This is a genomic window from Nonomuraea sp. NPDC049655 (genome assembly GCF_044465465.1).
Classification (GTDB): domain Bacteria; phylum Actinomycetota; class Actinomycetes; order Streptosporangiales; family Streptosporangiaceae; genus Nonomuraea.
This window is the reverse complement of record NZ_JBITLS010000009.1, coordinates 209,959-228,560: the sequence shown is the minus strand read 5'-3', so window position 1 is coordinate 228,560 and position 18,602 is coordinate 209,959. Positions and strand designations below refer to the sequence as shown.

The 18,602-nt window shown below is 73.4% G+C and carries 17 protein-coding genes; 9 read left to right on the top strand and 8 right to left on the bottom strand.

Annotated features, from left to right (window positions below):
• Positions 1 to 8 precede the first annotated feature (8 nt).
• Positions 9 to 1,763 carry an amino acid adenylation domain-containing protein gene (locus ACIBQ6_RS28650; RefSeq protein WP_397215666.1) on the bottom strand — a complete coding sequence of 585 codons (1,755 nt, stop codon included), beginning with the start codon at positions 1,761 to 1,763 and terminating at the stop codon, positions 9 to 11.
• Positions 1,764 to 1,774: 11 nt separating this feature from the next.
• Complete coding sequence (locus ACIBQ6_RS28645; protein ID WP_397215664.1) at positions 1,775 to 2,992, bottom strand: NAD(P)/FAD-dependent oxidoreductase; 1,218 nt, start codon at positions 2,990 to 2,992, stop codon at positions 1,775 to 1,777.
• A 148-nt stretch (positions 2,993 to 3,140) separates the two neighbouring features.
• Here ACIBQ6_RS28645 and ACIBQ6_RS28640 point away from each other — a divergent pair, with 148 nt between their 5' ends.
• From ACIBQ6_RS28640 to ACIBQ6_RS28625, 4 genes are all read left to right on the top strand, one after another.
• On the top strand, positions 3,141 to 4,454 hold the full coding sequence (locus ACIBQ6_RS28640; protein WP_397215662.1) for an extracellular solute-binding protein: 1,314 nt from the start codon (positions 3,141 to 3,143) through the stop codon (positions 4,452 to 4,454).
• A gap of 141 nt (positions 4,455 to 4,595) precedes the next feature.
• Positions 4,596 to 6,062, top strand: a complete 1,467-nt coding sequence (locus ACIBQ6_RS28635) for a multicopper oxidase family protein (protein ID WP_397215660.1) — start codon at positions 4,596 to 4,598, stop codon at positions 6,060 to 6,062.
• 18 nt (positions 6,063 to 6,080) lie between these two features.
• A complete protein-coding gene (locus ACIBQ6_RS28630) occupies positions 6,081 to 6,488 on the top strand; it encodes a DoxX family protein (protein WP_358295576.1) in 408 nt (135 codons plus the stop codon).
• A gap of 61 nt (positions 6,489 to 6,549) precedes the next feature.
• A complete protein-coding gene (locus ACIBQ6_RS28625; RefSeq protein WP_352359900.1) occupies positions 6,550 to 7,002 on the top strand; it encodes a DUF1579 family protein in 453 nt (150 codons plus the stop codon).
• 38 nt (positions 7,003 to 7,040) lie between these two features.
• On the opposite strand, the gene ACIBQ6_RS28620 is transcribed toward ACIBQ6_RS28625, so the two are convergent.
• The gene (locus ACIBQ6_RS28620) at positions 7,041 to 8,024 is read right to left on the bottom strand and encodes a GlxA family transcriptional regulator (protein ID WP_397215657.1); all 984 of its coding nucleotides are present in this window, start codon (positions 8,022 to 8,024) and stop codon (positions 7,041 to 7,043) included.
• A gap of 104 nt (positions 8,025 to 8,128) precedes the next feature.
• Between ACIBQ6_RS28620 and ACIBQ6_RS28615 the strand changes: the two genes are divergently transcribed.
• Positions 8,129 to 9,295, top strand: coding sequence for an MFS transporter (locus ACIBQ6_RS28615; RefSeq protein WP_358295570.1), 1,167 nt, complete (start codon positions 8,129 to 8,131; stop codon positions 9,293 to 9,295).
• The gene (locus ACIBQ6_RS28610) at positions 9,292 to 10,044 is read left to right on the top strand and encodes a methyltransferase domain-containing protein (protein ID WP_397215655.1); all 753 of its coding nucleotides are present in this window, start codon (positions 9,292 to 9,294) and stop codon (positions 10,042 to 10,044) included. The genes ACIBQ6_RS28615 and ACIBQ6_RS28610 overlap by 4 nt, the downstream gene beginning before the upstream one ends.
• 10 nt (positions 10,045 to 10,054) lie before the next feature.
• On the opposite strand, the gene ACIBQ6_RS28605 is transcribed toward ACIBQ6_RS28610, so the two are convergent.
• Complete coding sequence (locus tag ACIBQ6_RS28605; RefSeq protein WP_397215653.1) at positions 10,055 to 10,762, bottom strand: TetR/AcrR family transcriptional regulator; 708 nt, start codon at positions 10,760 to 10,762, stop codon at positions 10,055 to 10,057.
• Between the two features lie 100 nt (positions 10,763 to 10,862).
• On the opposite strand from ACIBQ6_RS28605, the gene ACIBQ6_RS28600 reads away from it, so the two are divergent.
• A complete protein-coding gene (locus tag ACIBQ6_RS28600) occupies positions 10,863 to 11,825 on the top strand; it encodes an NADP-dependent oxidoreductase (RefSeq protein WP_397215651.1) in 963 nt (320 codons plus the stop codon).
• Between the two features lie 63 nt (positions 11,826 to 11,888).
• Here ACIBQ6_RS28600 and ACIBQ6_RS28595 read toward each other — a convergent pair whose 3' ends face one another.
• On the bottom strand, positions 11,889 to 13,172 hold the full coding sequence (locus ACIBQ6_RS28595) for an acyltransferase (RefSeq protein WP_358295559.1): 1,284 nt from the start codon (positions 13,170 to 13,172) through the stop codon (positions 11,889 to 11,891).
• 239 nt (positions 13,173 to 13,411) lie between these two features.
• Here ACIBQ6_RS28595 and ACIBQ6_RS28590 point away from each other — a divergent pair, with 239 nt between their 5' ends.
• Both ACIBQ6_RS28590 and ACIBQ6_RS28585 read left to right on the top strand, forming a co-directional pair.
• Entirely contained in the window at positions 13,412 to 14,197 is a 786-nt protein-coding gene (locus ACIBQ6_RS28590; RefSeq protein WP_358295557.1) for a tryptophan 2,3-dioxygenase family protein, read from the top strand.
• Positions 14,194 to 15,405: an aminotransferase class V-fold PLP-dependent enzyme gene (locus ACIBQ6_RS28585; RefSeq protein WP_397215648.1), complete on the top strand. Its 1,212-nt coding sequence runs from the start codon at positions 14,194 to 14,196 to the stop codon at positions 15,403 to 15,405. Before ACIBQ6_RS28590 ends, ACIBQ6_RS28585 begins: the two co-directional genes overlap by 4 nt.
• Positions 15,406 to 15,523: 118 nt before the next feature.
• Here the strand turns inward: ACIBQ6_RS28585 and ACIBQ6_RS28580 are convergent, their stop codons facing one another.
• The 3 genes from ACIBQ6_RS28580 to ACIBQ6_RS28570 are packed head-to-tail and all read right to left on the bottom strand — an operon-like array spanning position 15,524 to position 18,593.
• Positions 15,524 to 17,155, bottom strand: a complete 1,632-nt coding sequence (locus ACIBQ6_RS28580; protein WP_397215646.1) for a CoA-transferase — start codon at positions 17,153 to 17,155, stop codon at positions 15,524 to 15,526.
• Positions 17,152 to 17,916 (bottom strand): enoyl-CoA hydratase/isomerase family protein, encoded by a 765-nt coding sequence (locus ACIBQ6_RS28575; protein ID WP_358295548.1) that lies wholly within the window; start codon positions 17,914 to 17,916, stop codon positions 17,152 to 17,154. Before ACIBQ6_RS28575 ends, ACIBQ6_RS28580 begins: the two co-directional genes overlap by 4 nt.
• On the bottom strand, positions 17,916 to 18,593 hold the full coding sequence (locus ACIBQ6_RS28570) for an FkbM family methyltransferase (protein ID WP_358295545.1): 678 nt from the start codon (positions 18,591 to 18,593) through the stop codon (positions 17,916 to 17,918). The genes ACIBQ6_RS28575 and ACIBQ6_RS28570 overlap by 1 nt, the downstream gene beginning before the upstream one ends.
• Positions 18,594 to 18,602 lie beyond the last annotated feature (9 nt).

Genomic DNA, 18,602 nt, shown 5'->3' with positions numbered 1-18,602 from the left:
CGTCCCTCTCACTGGGTGCGCGCGCCGGCCTCTAGCCACTCGTCCAGGCCGGCCACGGTCGCCGCGTCGAACAGGTCGCCGATGGACAGGTTCACGCCGAGCGCCGCGCGGATCCGGCTGACCAGCCGCATCGCCAGCAGCGACTGGACGTCCAGGTCGAAGATGCTGTCGTCCACGCCGACCCGCTCGACGCCGAACACCTCGGCGAACACCGTGCACAGGACCTCCTGGCGGGGGTTCTGCGGCGCGCGGTAGGCCGAGCCGGGCTCGGTGTCGGGGTCGGGCAGGGCCGCGCGGTCCACCTTGCCGTTGGCGGTCAGGGGCAGCGCGTCCAGCACGACGAACGCCGTGGGCACCATGTAGTCCGGCAGCGACGTGCGCACGTGGGCGCGCAGCGCGGCGGGGTCGGGGGCCTCGGCGGCCGGCACGACGTAGGCGACCAGGCGTTTGTCGCCCTGCCGCGACTGCCCGGCCACGACGGCGACGTGCGCCAGCCCGGGATAGCCGGCCAGCACGGCCTCCACCTCGGCCAGCTCCACCCGGAAGCCCAGGATCTTGACCTGGTCGCCGGCCCGCCCGATGAACTCGATCTGCCCGTCGTCGTTGCGCCGGACCAGGTCGCCGGTGCGGTACATGCGCTCGCCGGGCCCGCCGAACGGGTCGGCGACGAAGCGCTCGGCGGTCAGGTCGGGACGGCCGTAGTAGCCCCGGGCCACTCCCCTGCCCGCGATGTACAGCTCGCCCTCCAGGTCGCCGGGGACCGGGCTGAGGCGGTCGTCGAGCACGTAGAGCCGCACGTCCCGCATCGGGCCGCCGACCGGCACGGTGGTGCCCAGCTCGGTCCCGGCGGTCAGGGGCGCGTGGGTGGAGAACAGGGTCGCCTCGGTCGCGCCGTACATGGCCCGCACGGTCGTCCCCGGGCAGGCGGCCAGCACCTGGCGGACGGCGGCGGGCACGATCACGTCGCCGCCGGTGAGCACCTCGCGGACGCCGGCCAGGCAGTCCGCCCCCTCCTCGGCCACGACGCGGAACAGTCCGGCGGTCAGGTGCAGCCCGGTGATCCGCTCCTCGCGGATCAGCCGGCGCAGGGTGTCGAGGTCCGGCTCGCCGGGCGGCGCCACGACGATCGTGCCGCCGTGCAGCAGCGGCACCCACAGCTCGTACGTCGAGACGTTGAAGGCGTACGGCGCGACCATCAGGACGCGCTCGTGGGCGCCGGTGTCCCAGCAGGGGTCGAGGGCCAGGCCCAGCACGTCCCAGTGGGTGACCGCGACGCCCTTGGGGTGCCCGGTCGAGCCCGAGGTGTAGATGACGTAGGCCAGGTCGTCCGGGCCGGTGGCGACGTCCGGCGCCGTGGCCGGTTGCTGCGCGGTGGCGGGGTCGTCGTCGGCCAGCAGGGTCGCGGGGGCCGACGGCAGGCCCGCGGCGGCCTTGGCGCGGTCGGCGACCAGGACGGGCGTCCCGGAGGAGTCGACGATCCACTGCCGGCGGTCGGCCGGGTAGGCGCTGTGGACGGGCAGGTAGCAGCCGCCCGTCTTGAGGATCGCGAGGAGCGTGACGACCAGCTCGGCCGAGCGCTCCATCAGCACCGCGACCGGCGTCTCGGGGCCGGCGCCGAGCCCGCGCAGGCGGTGGGCGAGGCGGTTGGCCCGCTCGTCGAGCTCCCGGTAGGTCAGCCGCACCGGGCCCGCCGACACCGCGACCGCGTCGGGCGTGCGCCTGGCCTGCTCGGCGACGTGTCCGTGCACAGTTGTAGGCGACATCAACGGGTTCCTCAGTCGTCGTGGAAGATGGCGTGGATGCCGGAGACGCCCGAGAGCATCGTGGCGAAGTCGATCTTGCGGGGGCGGAGCTTGCTGGGGTCGAGGGTCTTCTGCGCCCTGTCCCAGTACTCCTCCTTGTGCCTGGTGCGGTCGTAGAAGAAGCGCACGAAGTCCAGCAGGGAGTCCAGGAACTCGCGGTAGTCCTTCTCGTAGCGGGCCAGCACGGCCTCCTCCGAGGCCGGGTCGCTCAGGATCTCGTCCACCGCGCCGGCCAGCCCGTGGGCGCCGCGCAGCGCCAGGCCGACGCCGGTGGACAGCAGCGGGTCGATGAAGGCCGCCGCGTCGCCCACCAGGGCCCAGCCGGGGCCGTGGAAGCGGGTGCAGGTGTAGGACCAGTCGCGGATGCTGCGGAAGCCGCTGACCCGGGTGGCGCCCTCGGTCAGGGCCCGAACCTCCTCGGCGGCGGCCAGCTCCGAGGCGTACAGGTCCTCCAGGCTCTTGCCGGACTTCTTGTACTCCTCGATGGGGGTGACGTAGCCGACGCTCACCGTGCCGTCGTGCAGGGGGATGAACCAGAACCAGCCGGCGGGGCGGTTCTCGGTGACGGTGTCGCCGAAGCGCGTGCCGCCGTAGCGCTTGCAGCCCTGCCAATACGACCAGACCGCGATGTTGCGCAGGTCGTCGTGGTACTCGATGAGGTCGAAGCGGCGGGCCAGCAGGTGCTGCTGCCCGGTGGCGTCGATCAGCAGGCGGCAGCGGGCGGTGCGCGGCTCGGCGTCACCCTTCACGGTGTACGTGACGCCGGTGACGCGCTCGCCGTCGAACACCAGGTCCTTGACCGTGGCCTCCTCGAACACCGTCGCGCCCAGCTCCCTGGCCCTGGCCAGCAGGAGGGAGTCGAAGTCGGCACGGCGCACCTGGTAGGCGTACTCGTAGTTGGACGCCTCGGCGAAGCGGAAATCCCAGGTGCCCTGGTTCCTGCCCCACAACAGGGTGCCGCCGTACTTCTTGACGAACCCCATCTGGTCGAGCCGCTCCTTCAGTCCCAGCTCCTCCAGCGTGGGCATGGACCCCGTGATCAGCGACTCGCCGATGTGGTAGCGCGGGAACTTCTCCCGCTCCAGCACCAGAACCCGGTGCCCGCGCTGGGCCAGCAAACCCGCCGTACCCGAGCCGCCAGGGCCTCCGCCGATCACGACAACGTCGAACTCGTCATGAGTATTGATCACCGTGCTCCTCCGTTTCGCCGCTCTGCGACTCGCAGTCAGGGTCACATTCACGTCGCGGGGCCCACATCCTTTGAATTGCTGTCTGAGCTCACGAAACACCGCATTTCACAAGATGTGCGGCGGGGTGGCCGCGTTCATCATGAGGCGAATGAGAACGGTCATCAGCGTCTGGATCGCCGAGCATCCCCTGCCGGACTACCTGGGCCCGATCAGGAGGATGGCCGCCGACTTCGAGGCCGCGCACCCGGACCTCCGGATCGAGATCACCGGGCACGGCTTCCGCGAGCTGCCCGCCGAGGTGGCCCGCGCGGCCGGCCGGGGCGAGCCGCCGGACCTGGCGGAGTACTACGCCACGGCCACCCGGCTCGCGCTGGACACCCGGGCGCGTTCCGGCGCGCCGCTGTTCACGCCGATCGAGCGCGCCGTCGGGGGGCGCGCGGAGATCCTCGGCGAGCCGGTCGTGCTCGCCGACCTCGAACCGGCCGTCCGCGGCCACTACACCTACCGCGGCGAGCTCGTCGCCGCGCCCGCGACGGCGACCACGGCGGTGCTGCTCACCAACGCCACCCTGCTCCGCGCGGCCGGGATCGACGCGCCGCCGCGCACCTGGGAGGAGCTGGAGCGCGCCTGCGCCGCCGTACGGGCGCTGCCCGGCGGCCCGCCGCACGGCGTCTCCTGGGCCAACCACGGCTGGCTGTTCCAGCAGGCCGTCGCCGGGCAGGGCGGCCTGCTGGCCGACCACGACAACGGCCGCGCCGGCCGCGCCGGACGGGTGGACCTGGCCTCCAAGGAGCTGCTGGCCTACGCCGCCTGGTGGCGGCGCCTGCACGCCGAGGGCCACTACCTGCGCGCGGGCGAGCCCGGTGACTGGGGTCCGGCGCTGGGGGCGTTCCTGGGGCAGCGGGTGGCGTTCACGATCGCGTCCTCGGTGGTGGCCGGCATGATCGCCGAGCGCGGACGGGAGTCCGGGTTCGAGGTGACGGCGAGCCCGCTGCCGCACAACGAGAGCCTGCCGCGCGCCGGGCACCTGGTCTCCGGCCAGGCGCTCTGGCTGACCGACGGGCTGCCGCCGGAGCGGCGGGACGGCGCGCTGGCGTTCGTCCAGCACCTGCTCAGCGCGGGCAACGCGGCGCGCTGGCACCGGGAGGCCGGATTCCTGCCGGTCACCGGGGCCGCGACCGGCCTGCTGGAGCAGGAGGGCTGGTTCGACCGGCACCCGGTGCACCGGGCCGCGACCGCCCAGCTCCGCGCGGCCGACGGCTCCCCCGCCGCGCTGGGCGCGGTGCTCGGGGACTTCGCCGGGATCCAGGACCTGATGACGCAGGCCATGGCCCGGGTGCTGGACGGCGCCGACCCCGACGACTGCTTCGCCGAGGCGTCGCGGCGGGCTCAGGGCCTGCTCGACGCCTACAACGCCGACTGCCTGGACGGGCGCACCCCGCGCCGCCTGTCGGTGGGCTGAACCACCGCCGCCTTCCGGGCGGCGGCACCGCTCCCACGGCATCCGCCCGTGAAGTGAGCACTTCAGAAGAAGACCGTGCCGGCGGGCGATGCCACGCTCGGACATGGCGATGGGAGTTCCCGTATGTTAAGCCGACGGCGCTTGATCGTTCTCGGTGGCCTGGCAGGAGGCGCCGCGCTCACCCCGGTGTCCCGCGGGCTGTTCGGCGAGCCGGAACAGCAGGCGCAGCAACAGCACCTGATGCGCATGCACGACCACGGGGGCCGGGTCCCCGCGGTCCGCACCGGCGCCACCGCGGCGCCCTTCAGCGTCGCGATGCCGGTGCCCCCGGTGCTGGCCCCCGTGGCCACCCTGCCGGGCATCGACTTCTACCGGCTGTCCATCCAGCAGGCGACCACTGAGATCCTGCCGGGCGTGAGCACGCCCGTGCTGACGTACGGCGGCCAGTTCACCGCTCCCACCATCCGCGCCCGGCAGGGCCGCAGGGCGCTGGTCACCTTCGACAACAGGCTCGGCCACGAGGCGAACGTGCACCTGCACGGCGGCCGCGTGCCGGCGGCCAGCGACGGGTACCCGATGGACCTGATCGCCGACGGCAAGTCGAAGACCTACGACTACCCGAACGCCCAGGCCGGCGCCACGCTGTGGTACCACGACCACACCCACCACATGGAGGCCGAGCACGTCTACCGCGGCATGCACGGCTTCTACCTGGTCGAGGGCGCCGACGAGCAGCAGCTCGGCCTGCCGTCCGGGGCCTACGACGTGCCCATCCTGCTGCGCGACGCGCTCTTCGACGACCAGGGCGGGCTCGTCTTCGACCCGGCCGACCCCTACAACCGGCCGACGCTGATCGCCAACGGCAAGGCCCAGCCGTACTTCAAGGTCGCGGCCCGCAAGTACCGGCTACGCCTGCTCAACGGCTCCACGCACCGGATCTTCGAGCTGTCGCTGAGCAACGGCGCCCAGATGACGCAGATCGCCACCGACTGCGGCCTGCTGGCGGCGCCGGCGCCGACGTCCAAGCTGGTGCTCTCCTCGGGCGAGCGGGCCGAGGTCGTGATCGACTTCGGCGCGTTCCCGCTGGGCACGCAGATCACGCTGGAGGACGTGAGCGGGTCCGTGCTCCGCTTCGACGTCGCACGGCGGGCCGTCGACCGCAGCCGCGTGCCCAGCCAGTTGCGCGCGATGGTCCCGCTGGCCGCGGCCACGCAGACCCGGCAGCTCACCCTCAGCCTGGACCCGGTCAACATCCAGGCCCTGATCAACAATCAGGCGTTCGACGCCAACCGGGTGGACATGCAGGTCAAGCGGGGAACCAGCGAGGTCTGGGAGGTCACCAACTCCGACACCGACGTCGGGGGCTCGGGCTTCGGCGTCCCGCACAACTTCCACACCCACCTCGCCCAGTTCCGGATCCTGGACCGCGACGGCACGCCGCCGCAGCCGGGCGAGGCGGGATGGAAGGACACGGTGCTCATCCAGCCGGGCGAGACCGTGCGCTTCCAGGCCAGCTTCGGCGACTACCTGGGGCGATACGTCTACCACTGTCACATGTTGGAGCACTCGGCCATCGGGATGATGGGCCAGATGGAGATCATCAACTAGTTCCTCAAGGAGGACTGCATGAGCACCACGAACAGCACGACCGCCGTCGGCCGGTCCACCGGCCGCGGCGTCAACATCGCCCTCTGGGTCGCCCAGGTCCTTCTGGCGTTCCAGGTCGGCCTGGGCGGCGTGCTCAAGCTCGCCGGCGACCCGACCATGGTCGCCATGTTCGACGACATCGGCGCCGGCCAGTGGTTCCGCTACGTGGTCGGCGTGCTGGAGATCGCCGGCGCGATCGGGCTGCTGATCCCGCGTCTGAGCGGCGTGGCCGCGCTGGCGCTGATCGGCCTGATGATCGGCGCGGCCGGCACCAACGCGATCGTGCTGGGCGGCGTCCCCGTGATCGAGGCCGTCCTGCTGGTCGTCCTGGCACTGGTCGTCTGGGGCCGCTGGTCCCGCGTCAAGGCGTTCTTCGGCGCCAAGTGAGCTCACCCCCGCCCGGTACGCGATCGGCGTACCGGGCATCGACCTGTCCCGTGGAGGGAACATGACCGAGACCGCCAACCCGCAGAACCAGCTGCCCACCCCCGACCCCTCGCTGCAGACCCTGCAGCCGCTGGTCGGCACGTGGGAGATGACGGGCAAGGACTTCGGCACCGGCGAGGCGACCGGCGGCCGGCTCGTCTTCGAGTGGATGGACGGCGGCTTCTTCCTCGTCCAGCGCGTCGAGATGAGCCACGGCGGCGGCACGATGACCGGCGTGGAGTACATCGGCCACGACCCGGAGAGCGGCGCGCTGCGCTCGCACTACTTCGACAGCACCGGCAACAACTTCGTCTACGTGTGGAAGCTGGACGGGCGCGACCTCAACATCTGGTTCGGCGCGGAGGGCTCGCCGGCCGGGTTCAGCGGCGCCTTCAGCGAGGACGGCCGGACCATCAGCGGCCGGTGGGAGTGGCCGGGCGGCGGCTACGAGGCCACCATGACCCGGGCGGGGTAGCGCGGCATCCCGGTGTCGTGGCGTCCTGGCCGGCCCGGCTACCTCGCCGTGCTGTCGCGTTCCGCCTCAGGTCTCCTGCCGAAGGCCAGGCGGTAGTCGCGCGGCGGCAGGCCGACGTGGCGGGTGAAGTGGTGGCGCAGGGTCAGCGGAGTGCTGAAACCGCAGCGGTGGGCGATGGCGGCGATGGGCAGCTCGCTGACCTCCAGCAGGTGCTGGGCGGCCAGGACGCGCTGGGTCAGCAGCCATTGCAGGGGCGTGTCGCCGGTGGTCTGGACGAACCGGCGGGCGAAGCTGCGCTCGGACATGCGGGCCAGGTTCGCCAGCTCCGGGACGGTCCATGGGTGGGCCAGGTCGTCGAGCATGCGTTCGCGCAGGCCGGTCAGGCTGTCGGACGGCCCACCCCCGGCGGGGACGGGGCGGGTGATGAACTGCGCCTGGCCGCCTGACCGGAACGGCGCGGTGACCATGGTGCGGGCGATCTCGGCCGCGGCGGCGGCGCCGTGGTCGCGGCGGACCAGGTGCAGGCACAGGTCGATGCCCGCGGCCACGCCCGCCGAGGTCCAAATGGTGCCGTCCCCGACGAACAGCACGCCGGGGTCGACGCTCACCTCGGGGTGGCGCTGCGCGAGCTGCTCGGCGTCGAGCCAGTGGGCGGTGGCCCTGCGGCCGTCCAGCAGGCCCGCGGCGGCCAGCACGAACGCCCCCGAGCACAGGGACGCGACGGTCGCGCCACGGTCGCGCGCGGCGCGGAGCGTGGTGATCACGTCCGGGTGGACGGGCCGGGCCGGGTCCTGGACGCCGGGAACGACCACCAGGTCGCACTCGTCCAGGCCGTCCAGGCCGTGATCGGGGACGCAGGTCACGCCCGGGCCCATGGGCAGCGCGGGGCCGCGCGGCCCGCACGTGCGCAGGTCGAACGCCGGGACGCCGCGATCGGTCCGGTCCAGGCCCCAGACTTCGGCGGCCACGGCGTAGTCGAAGACGCGGACGTGCTCGGTGACCAGGATCCCCACACTGCGCATGGCGGAAAACTATCCCACATGTGCGTTTCTGCCACTCACGGCTCGACGGGCCCGGCGGCCAGGCTGGAGGCGTTCGTCCCGGATGAGATGAGGAGCGCAATGCCATGCCGCTGGCTCTGTTGGCCCTGGCCGTCGCGGGTTTCGCCGTCGGAACCTCGGAGTTCGCCATCATGGGCCTGCTGCCGCAGGTCGCCACGGGGGTCGGGGTGTCGATCCCGGCCGCCGGCGTGCTGATCAGCGGGTACGCCGTAGGCGTGATCGTGGGGGCGCCGCTGCTGACCGCGGTCTCGGCCCGCCTGCCGCGCCGCACGACCCTGCTGATCGTCGCGGCGCTGCTGACGGCGGGCAGCGTCCTTTCGGCGGTCGCGTCGGGCTACGGCCTGCTGATGGCGGCCAGGGTGGTCGCGGGTGTCCCGCAGGGTGCGCTGTTCGGGGTCGGGTCGGTGGTGGCGGCCGAGCTCGTTCCGCCGGAACGCCGCGGACGGGCGATGTCGATCATGTTCGGCGGGTTCACCCTGGCGAACGTGGCCGGGGTGCCGCTGGTGACCTGGCTGGGACAGGCCGCCGGCTGGCGGGCCACGTTCTGGGCGATCGCCGCGCTCGGCGTGTCGTCCCTCGCGGGCATCGCGGCGCTGGTGCCGGGTCGGCTGCGTCCCGGGGGCGAGGCCGGGCTGCGTTCGGAGTTGTCGACTCTGCGCCGGCCGCAGGTCTGGCTCGCGATGGCGGTGACGACGGCCGGTTTCGGCGGCGTCTTCGCCTCCTTCACCTACGTCGCCCCGATGATGACCCAGGTCGCGGGTTTCAGCAGCGGCAGCATGACGGCGTTGCTGGTCGTCTTCGGCCTGGGCATGGGCGCGGGCAACCTGCTGTCGGGCCACTTCGCCGGACGCCGGCTCATGCCCAGCCTGTACGTGTTCCTCGCCGGGCTCACCGTCGTGCTGAGCCTGTTCGTGGTGACGGCGCACAGCAGGATCCTCGCCGCCTGCACGCTGTTCCTGCTGGGGTTGTTCGGCTTCGCGACCGTCCCCGCCCTGCAGATGCGCATCCTGGACAAGGCCGCCGGCGCCCCCACCCTCGCCTCCGCGCTGAACCTGTCGGCGTTCAACGTGGCCAACGCGCTCGGCGCGTTCCTCGGCGGGCTGATGATCAGCGCCGGGTTCGGCTACACCAGCCCCAACACCGTCGGCGCCGTGCTGGCCGCCGCCGGGCTCGCCCTCGCGCTCTGCTCGGGAGCGATCGACGCACGCGCCAAGGAGGCGGTCGGCCGATGACTCCCGACGTCGAGCGCTACACGCCCGGTCATGACTCCTTCGCCGTCGACTTCATGGCCGCCAGGCGCGCCGCGACGCACGCGGACTTCTTCCTGCCGCATCTCGCGCCGGGGACGTCGCTGCTGGACCTGGGGTGCGGGCCCGGCACCATCACCAACGACCTCGCCGCCGCCGTCGCACCGGGCCACGTGCTGGGTCTCGACCAGCACGTGGCCCAGTTCACGGGCGCGCGTGCGTCGGCCCGGCGACGGGGCCTGCGGAACGTCCGGTTCCAGGAGGGATCCTGCTACGACATCCCGCTGGCGGACAGCTCGGTGGACCGCGTCTTCTCGCACGCCCTGATGGAACACCTGGCCCATCCGGCGAGCGCGCTGGCGGAGATCCACCGGGTCCTGCGGCCCGGCGGCACGGTCGGCCTGTGCAGCCCCGACTGGGGCGGCTTCCTGCTCAGCCCTCCCCTGGACGACGCCGTCGCCGCCTACACCCGCCTGCAGCGGGCCAACGGCGGCGACCCGCACGTCGGCCGCAAACTCGGGCTGTACCTGCGCGACGCGGGATTCACCGACGTCTGGCTGGACGTGCACTACGAGCGCCACGCCGATCCGTCCCACATCGCCGGCTACCTCGCGCGCCAGCTCGACCTGGCGGAGCAGCCCGCCCACGCCGACCGGCTGCGCGCATGGGCCGCCGACCCGGGCGCGATGTTCGCCCAGGCGTGGGTCAGCGCCACCGCCACCCGCCCCCGCTGATCCCGGCTGCTCATCCCAGGTCGCCGTCCGGGCCGGGGGCGGGGCGGGTGAGGCGGACCATGGCCCGGTACAGGGCGGTGGGCGCGGGGGTCGGCTCCAGCGGGGGCAGGTCGGCGCCGGGGGCGGCGTAGGCGCGCAGCATCTGGCCGACGAGGCGGCGCCAGGTGTCCGGGGCGGCGTCCCCGGTGGCGGCGATGACACCGGCGTTGGCCATCAGCAGGATGACCATGTCCTGGTCGCTGAAGTCCGCCCGCAGGCGGCCGGTGGCCTTGGCACGCTCGATGAGGTTGAGGAAGCCGTGGTAGGCCGCGGCCCGGCGCTTCTCCAGGGCCTTGGCCGCGGGGAAGGTCATGGCCAGCACGTCGGCGAAGCCGCGGTCGGCGGCCTGCATGGCGCACACGGCCTGGACGTAGCCGACGAAGCCGTGCCAGGGGTCGGGGTCGGCCAGCGCCTGCGCGACGGCGGCGGCGTAGGCGTCCATGCGGTCGGCGAAGACGGCGTTGATGAGCTCCTCGCGGGTGGCGAAGCGGCGCGACAGGGTGGCCTTGCCGACCCCGGCGGCACGGGCGATGCAGGCCATGGAGACGCCGAGGCCGTGGCTGGCGTACAGGCGGCGGGCGGTGGCCACGATGCGTTCGCGGTTGCGCTCGGCGTCGGCGCGCAGGCCCGGCCCGGGCTGCTCGCCGGAGGGTGCGGAGGCGTCGGCGGGATGATCCATGCCTCCATCCTACCCAAGTGGAACGACCTACCCATTTTTCTTGTTACGCTGGGCAGCACGAAACGGGTAGCCCGTTCCACTTTTTTGAGAGGTGCAGCTCATGCGTGCTGTCATGCTGAACTCCGTCCCCGCCGACCCGGCCCTGGCCGACCTGCCCGTCCCGCGGCCGGAGGCCGGCGAGGTGCTGGTGAAGGTCACCGCCTCCGCGGTCAACGGCTTCGACCTGGCCGTGGCCGCCGGCTATCTGCAGCAGATGATGGAGCACCGGTTCCCGCTGGTGGTGGGCAAGGACTTCGCCGGCACCGTCGAGGCGCTCGGCGAAGGCGCCGAGGGCTTCACCGTCGGGCAGCCGGTCTTCGGCGTGGTGATGAAGCCGTTCCTCGGCCCCGGCTCGATGGCCGAGTACGTGACCGTGTCCGCCGGTTACGGCATCGCCCCGCTCCCCCAGGGGCTGGCCGCCGCGGCGGCGGGCGCGCTGGGCCTGGCCGGCACCGCGGCGCTGGACAGCCTCGACGCCGTGGCCCCGGCCGAGGGCGAGACGGTGCTGATCTCCGGCGCCACCGGCGGCGTGGGCGCGCTGGCCGTGCAGCTGGCCGCCGCCCGCGGCGCCCGGGTGATCGCCACCGCCCGTCCCGGCGCCGAGGCCGACTTCGTCACCGAGCTCACCGCCGCCGAGGTCGAGCTCGTCGACCACGGCGGCGACCTGTCCGCCCAGGTCCGCGCGCTGGCACCGGCGGGCGTGGACGCCGTGCTGCACCTGGCGGGTGACGGCGCCGAGCTGGCGGGACTGCTGCGCGGCGGCGGCCGGCTCGCCTCGACCCTCGGCCTGACCCAGGACGCCGTCCAGGACGCCGTCCAGGACGCCGTCCAGGGGGCCGCGATCACCGTGCACACCGTCATGGCAGACCCGAACCCGCGGACCCTGAGCGAGCTGGCCGCCCGGGTCGCGGCCGGCGCGCTGCGGGTGCCGGTCTCCGCCACCTACCCGCTGGAGCAGGCCCCCGAGGCGTTCGCCGCCTTCCGCGCGGGCACCCTCGGCAAGATCGCCATCACCTGCTCCTGACGTCCTCGGCCTGACCTGAACAGCCGCCGCGGCAAGGCCACCGCCCCGGCCACCCCCCAACCGCTAGACCGGGACGCGCGGGCTCTCGGCCGGGCGGCGCGGCTCGGTCTCGGCGCGCCGGGCCACCAGGCGCTCGCGCAGCCGCATCGCGGGCAGCTCGACCAGGTAGTAGCTGACCGTCGCGACCGCGACCGTGCCCACGAGCACCACCGCCAGCAGCTCCCAGAAGCCGGACTTGCCCATCACCACCGGCATCGGCACCGGCGGCGCGCCGAAGACGCTGCCGTTCTGCAGCCAGAGGTACTGCAGGATGAAGTGCCACAGGTAGACGCCGTAGGAGATGCGGCCGAAGAAGCGCATCGGACGGTTGGTGAGCACCGCGTCGATGACCTTCGAGTGCACGCCGGGCACCACCACCGGGGCGATGACCAGCAGCGCGAAGATCAGGAACAGCACCATCTCGGCCATCGCCTCGGGCACGGTGGCGTAGTCGGCCATGCCGGGCTTGCCGAACGGCCGGATGCAGTTGATCACGTAGACGACGGCCGCGCCCAGCCAGAACAGCAGCGGCCGGCGGGCCACCAGACGGTAGAAGGCGGGCGTGGTGTCCTTGGCCTCCGCGTACGCCGACAGGATGGCCAGGCCCATGCCGATGGCCAGGAAGCCGGTGAAGCCGATCACCCAGAAGTACTCGTACGGGAAGGGGCCCATCGACTCCAGGTGCGTGTACGCGGTCCAGGCCAGGCCGACGAGCACGAAGACGCCCAGCGGGACCAGCAGGCGGCGGGCCTTGGCGCCGGGGTCGGCGGCCTTCCTGGCGTACCGGTCGAAGATCCAGGCCAGGATGGGCAGCGCCAGGTAGAAGGTGACCTCGGCGGGCACGGTCCAGGTGGGCTCCAGCCCGGCGTAGCCCGCCTCGGGGCCCGGCACGTAGTAGTGCATGAGCAGCAGGGGGCTGAGCACGTACCAGAGGCCGTCGACGCTCTTGAGGTTGAGCAGCAGCAGCGCCGCCACGGCCACCAGCCAGTACGCGGGCAGGATTCGCAGCATGCGCTTGATCAGGTAGCCCTTGAGCTCAGGACGCGGCGTGCCGACGATCGTCGCCCTGGCGAACGGCCGGTACAACAGCAGGCCGGACATCACGAAGAAGGGCGGCAGCAGCACGTTGAGACCCTGGATCAGCACGGGCCAGATGCCGACGGACGGTTTGTCGTAGAAGCCGATGACGCCGGCGGCGAAGGCGACGTGCACCACGATCACGCCCAGTGCCAGATATCCGCGCAGCCCGTCGAGCCGAGGGGCACGTTTGCCGGGGCCGCCCCTCTTGATGATCTCCGGTGAGGTCATGGCATGTTTCCTCGCAGTTCGCTCGCTGATGGGGCTCGGCGCCCCCTCGGCGCCATCGTCACGCGGGGCCGCGGGCGGCCGCATCTCGTGTCGTGCTGAATTCCCCGTGCCGCCGGACGGCCTTTTCCACATCTTCCGAAATGCGTTTCCGGCGAATTGCAGGAAGCGGTCCCGGCGGGGCAGGTAGCTGCCCGGGAATGCCCTGTCGCCCGTTCCCCGGGGCGCGCATCGTTGGGGCCATGAGAGAAGACACCGTTCTGACGTACTCGTCCTACCTGGCGCTGGAGGAGATCCTCACGGCGCAGCGACCGGTTTCCGAGAGCCATGACGAGACCCTGTTCATCATCGTCCACCAGGTGTACGAGCTGTGGTTCAAACAATTGCTGCACGAATTCGCCGAGCTGCAACTCGAACTCGCCGGCGGATTCACCGCGCACGCCATGCGGACTTTGCACCGGTCCTTGAAGCTGATGCGGCTCGCGGTCTCCCAGATGGACGTCATGGAGACGATGACGCCGTTCCAGTTCGCCGCCTTCCGCGGCAAGCTGGGCACCAGCAGCGGCTTCCAGTCGGCGCAGTTCCGCGAGATCGAGGCGGTGCTGGGCCGGCGCGACGAGCGCATGCTGCTCGGCCAGGCCGAGGGCACCCCGGCCCGCGCCCGGATCGAGGCGGCGATGGCCAGGCCCACGCTGTACGACTCGCTGCTGACGTACCTGTACCTGCGTGGCTACGAGGTGCCGCAGGACCGGCTGCACCGCGACGTACGGCTGCCGCTGGAGCCGTCGGAGCCGGTGCAGGACCTGCTGCTGCGGGTCTACCGGGACGACACCGGCGCGGCCCAGCTCTGCGAGCGGCTGGTGGACCTGGACGAATGCCTCCAGGAGTGGCGGTACCGGCACCTGAAGATGGTCGAGCGCACCATCGGCGCCCGGCCGGGCACCGGCGGCTCCAGCGGCGGGGCGTACCTGCGGGCCTCGCTGACGCCGTCGTTCCCCGACCTGTGGGCGGTCAGGAGCATGGCATGAACGACATCTCGGGACGTCTGGCGCCGCACTACTCGGCCTTCCGCGCGGCGGACCGGCTGCTGCTCACCGGCCACTCCCACCAGGCCTGGCCGGACGTGGCGCTGGCCGGGCAGATCGAGGCGTTCGACGACGCCGCCAGGGACGTGGACGACAAGTGGGCCGCCGCGTTCAATAAGGCCGACCGGGTCAGGGAGGGGTTCCGGCTCTTCCTCGGCGACCCGTACGCCGAGCTGGCCCTCGGGTCCAGCACGCACGAGCTGGTGCTGCGCTTCCTGTCGGCGCTGGACCTGCGCGGCCGGCCCCGGCTGGTCACCTCCGGCGGCGAGTTCCACACGCTGCGGCGCCAGCTCGCCCGGCTGGCCGAGGAGGGGGTGGAGGTGGTCGTCGTCCCGCCGGAGCCGGTGGGCACGCTGGCCGCGCGGCTGGCGGACGCGGCCGACGGGCGCACGGCCGCCGTCCTGGTCTCGGCGGTGCTGTTCGAGACGGCCAGGATCGTGCCGGAGCTGGACGAGCTCGCCGCCGCCTGCCGTTCGCGGGGGGCCGAGCTGCTGGTGGACGCCTACCACGCGCTGGGCGTGGTGCCGTTCTCGACGGCGGGCCTGGACTCGGCCTGGGTGGTGGCGGGCGGGTACAAGTACCTGCAGCTCGGGGAGGGCAACTGCGTGCTGCGGCTGCCGGCGCACGCCGACCGGCTGCGGCCGGTGGTGACCGGATGGTACTCGGAGTTCGCCGAGCTGGCCGAGGACCCGCGGGCGGGCGGCCGGGTCGGCTACCCGGCGGGGGCGGCCCGGTTCGCGGGGGCGACCTACGACCCGGTGAGCCACTACCGGGCGGCCCGGGTGTTCGACTTCTTCGCCGCGCAGGGGCTGACGCCGCAGGTGCTGCGGGCGGTGTCGCTGCGGCAGCGCGGGCTGCTGGCGGCGCGCTTCGACGAGATCGGCGCGCCCGCGCACGTGGTCAGCCGGGACCTGGACGCCGCGCCCGAGGAGTTCGGCGGGTTCCTGGCGCTGCGCTCGCCGTACGCGGGACGGCTGCGGGCGGGGCTGGCGGCGCGGGGGGTGCAGGCCGACAGCCGGGGCGAGTACCTGCGGCTCGGGCCGGCGCCGTACCTGTCGGACGCGCTGCTGCACGCGGCCATGGACCGGCTCGCCGCGGAGATCCGCTCACTGCCGTCCGGCGCGACGGCCGGCGCGAGGCGAGCGGCGTGAACCGGAGGGACGGCCGGGGGCGACCGGGCGTGAGGCGAGCGGCGTGGACCGGAGGGGGCGGCGGCCCACAGCCGGGCACCCGCCCCCGGCCCCGGCCCGGCCTTGCACCCGCCGACGGTCAGGGGCGGAAGAGGGCCGGGTCCATGAGGACGAGCGACGGCGAGACGCGGACCGGGAAGCCGATCTGGTCGAGCACGTCGCGGCGCAGGTCCACGCCGGGCGCGAGCTCCACCAGCTCCAGGCCGCCGGCGGTGACGTCGAAGACGGCCCGCTCGGTGACGACGCGGGCCCACTGCCCGCGCCGCACCCCCTCGCCCAGCCGGTACGTGACGTGACCGGCCCGCGGCACCAGCTTGCGCACCCGCCCTTCGGCCAGGATCCGCAGCGCGCCGTCGGCGCAGCTCACCCGGAGGCCGTCGGTGGTCAGCGTGCCGGCGAAGACCAGCCGCGTGGCGTTGTGCGCGATGTCCACGAACCCGCCGGCGCCGGGGTTGGCCGCGCCGAACCGGCTGACGTTCACGTTGCCCTCGGCGTCGATCTGGGCGAAGGCGAGCGCGGCGAACGGGCAGCCGCCGCCGTCGATGAAGTCGAACTGCGAGGGCCCGTCCAGCAGCGCCCGCGGCGAGTAGTTCGCCGAGAACTGCCAGCCGCTCATCACGATGCCGCCGAAGGAGCCGTGCTCGGTGGTGAACAGGTGCTCGTCCAGGCGGCCGTCGTCCAGCAGGCCGTCCTCGGCCATGGCCAGGACGGCGTCGGAGGAGGCGCCGAACCCGAAGATCGAGGTCTCCCCCGGCCTGACCTCCCTGGCGACCCGGCGGGCGATCACCTTGTCCGGGCCGGACGGCAGCCGCGGCACCCGCGCGACGGCGTCGGGCACGTGCCGGAGGTAGCCGGGGTCGTGCCGTACGCCGGTGGTCATGGGCGCGTCCGGAACCACGACGACCCGGTCGACGAGCGCCCCGGGCACGCGCATCTCGCGCGCGGGCGACGAGCCGGCGGGCACGATCCGCGACACCTGCGCGATCACGGTGCCGCCGCACGCCTTCACCGCGAGGGCGATCGCCAGCGCGCTGGAGAACAGCGGCTGGTCCTCGAAGGACAGGTTGCCGTCGGGGTCGGCGGCGCTCGCCCGGACCAGTCCGGCGTGCAGCGGCCAGGACGGGTAGAACAGGTACTCCTCGCCACCCAGCTCGACCAGCTCCACCAGGTCCTCCTGGGCCAGGCGGGTGAACCTGCCGCCGCCGTGCCGGGGGTCGGCGTACGTGCCGAGGCCGACCCGGGTCAGGTAGCCGGGGCCGCGCCGGGCCACCTCGCGCAGCCAGTGCATGGCGGCGCCCATCGGCCAGCTGTACGCCTCGACGAGGTCGTTCTGGATCAGCTCGGTCAGGGCGGGGCGGGCGCCGGTCACCGGGTGGCGGGGGTTGATGAACGAGGCGGACACGATGCGGCGCATCAGGCCCTTCCTGGCCACGTGGTCCATGCCGCCGATGCCGACGGCGTCCCCGGTGGCGCAGGGGAAGTAGAAGGTCAGCTCGCGCGGGGCGCCGGTGGCGGCGAAGCGCTCGCCGAGCGCGGCCAGCAGGGCGTCGGGGGTGAGCCAGCCGATGACGCCGGTGCTGGCGACGGCCTGGTGGTCCTCGATGAGCGCGACGGCCTCGGCCACCCCGCACACCTTGCCCGTCCGGCCACCCGCCACTGGCTCAGGGCCCTGGTCAGGGGCCTGGTCAGGGGCCTGGTCAGGGGCGGTCATGGGCGGGCTCCGAAGCGGGCCAGGCTCTCGCGGGCCGCGGCGGAGGCGCAGTCGGCGCCGAACATCCAGGCCGTGCGCGCGTCGAGCGTCTCGGCGGGCCCGCTCACCGCGTCGGTCAGCGCCCGCTTGGCGGAGGCGACCGCGTGCGGGGGCAGCGCGGCCAGCCCCGCCGCCACCTCCAGCGCGCACGCCAGCGCCTGCCCCGGCGCGGCCAGCTCGTCGGCGCCGCCGATCCCGTGCAGCTCGCGGCCGGTCAGCGGGCGGTCGCCCCAGACCAGCCGCCGCGCGGCGACCGGCCCGACCCGGGCGGCCAGGCTCTGGATTCCCCAGGGCGGCACCCAGCCGAGCCGCACCTCAGGCAGGTGCCAGCGGGCGTCCTCGGCGGTGACCACCACGTCGCAGCCGGTGGCCAGCAGGAAGCCGCCGCCGAGCGCGAAGCCCTCGACGGCGGCCACCACGGGGATGCCGAGATGCTGGACGGCCCTGGCCACGCGCCCGGTGTCGGCCTCGTGCCGCACCATGCCCTCACGCGTCATCCCGGACAGCTCCTTCAGGTCCGAACCCGCGCAGAACCCCGGCGGCGCGCCCGTCAGCACGGCGGCGCGCACCCCGGGGTCGTCGTCCAGCTCGGCCAGCGCGGAGCCGAGCGCCGCGACCAGCCCGGACCCGAGCGCGTTGCGCACGCGGGGCCGGTCGAGCCGCAGGACGGCCACCGCCCCGCGGCGCTCGCACGCCAGGCCCCCGTCCGACGGCCGGTCCATCAGAACGGGGTGGGCCAAGGGGCCAGCCAGGCGACGTCCACGACGCCGGGACGCTGGTGCGGCCAGGCGGCCACCTCGCGCCAGCCGTGCGCCGTCATGTGCTCGGCGATGCTGTCGAGGGTCGAGCCGCCGCTGTAGCGGGCCGTCACGCTGCCCTCGATGACGGCGAGCCGCAGCCGGCTCAGGTCGGTCCCGGCCAGCACCTCCAGCTCCGCGCCCTGGGCGTCCACCACCAGCACGTTGCAGCCGTGCTGCACCTCGCTGACGGGGATCACCGGGACGACGTCCTGCCGGACGACGGCCATGGGCAGCAGCGGCGGCAGCATGCTGGACTGCTTGTCGTAGGGGGTGACGTTGAGCGTGGCCTGGCCGCGTTCCCGGCCGGCGCACGCCGCCACGACCTCGCGGGCCGGGTGGCCGTGCTCGGGCTCGGGCAGCCCGGCGGCCAGGTGGTGCAGCCGGAGCTGCTCGCGCAGCGCGGGCAGGTGGTCGCCGTTGGGCTCCATCATGACCAGGCGGCGGAACCCGCACCTGGTGAGCGCCTCCACCTCCTGGCCCCGGTGCGCGCCCACCTGGATCGCCCCTTCGGCCGGCAATCCCAGCTTGTCCAGCAGGTCGGGCAGGTGATCCTCCCATCGGGCGCTCACCCGCTCCGGTGCGACAGTCTGGTTGCGCATCTGGTCGTC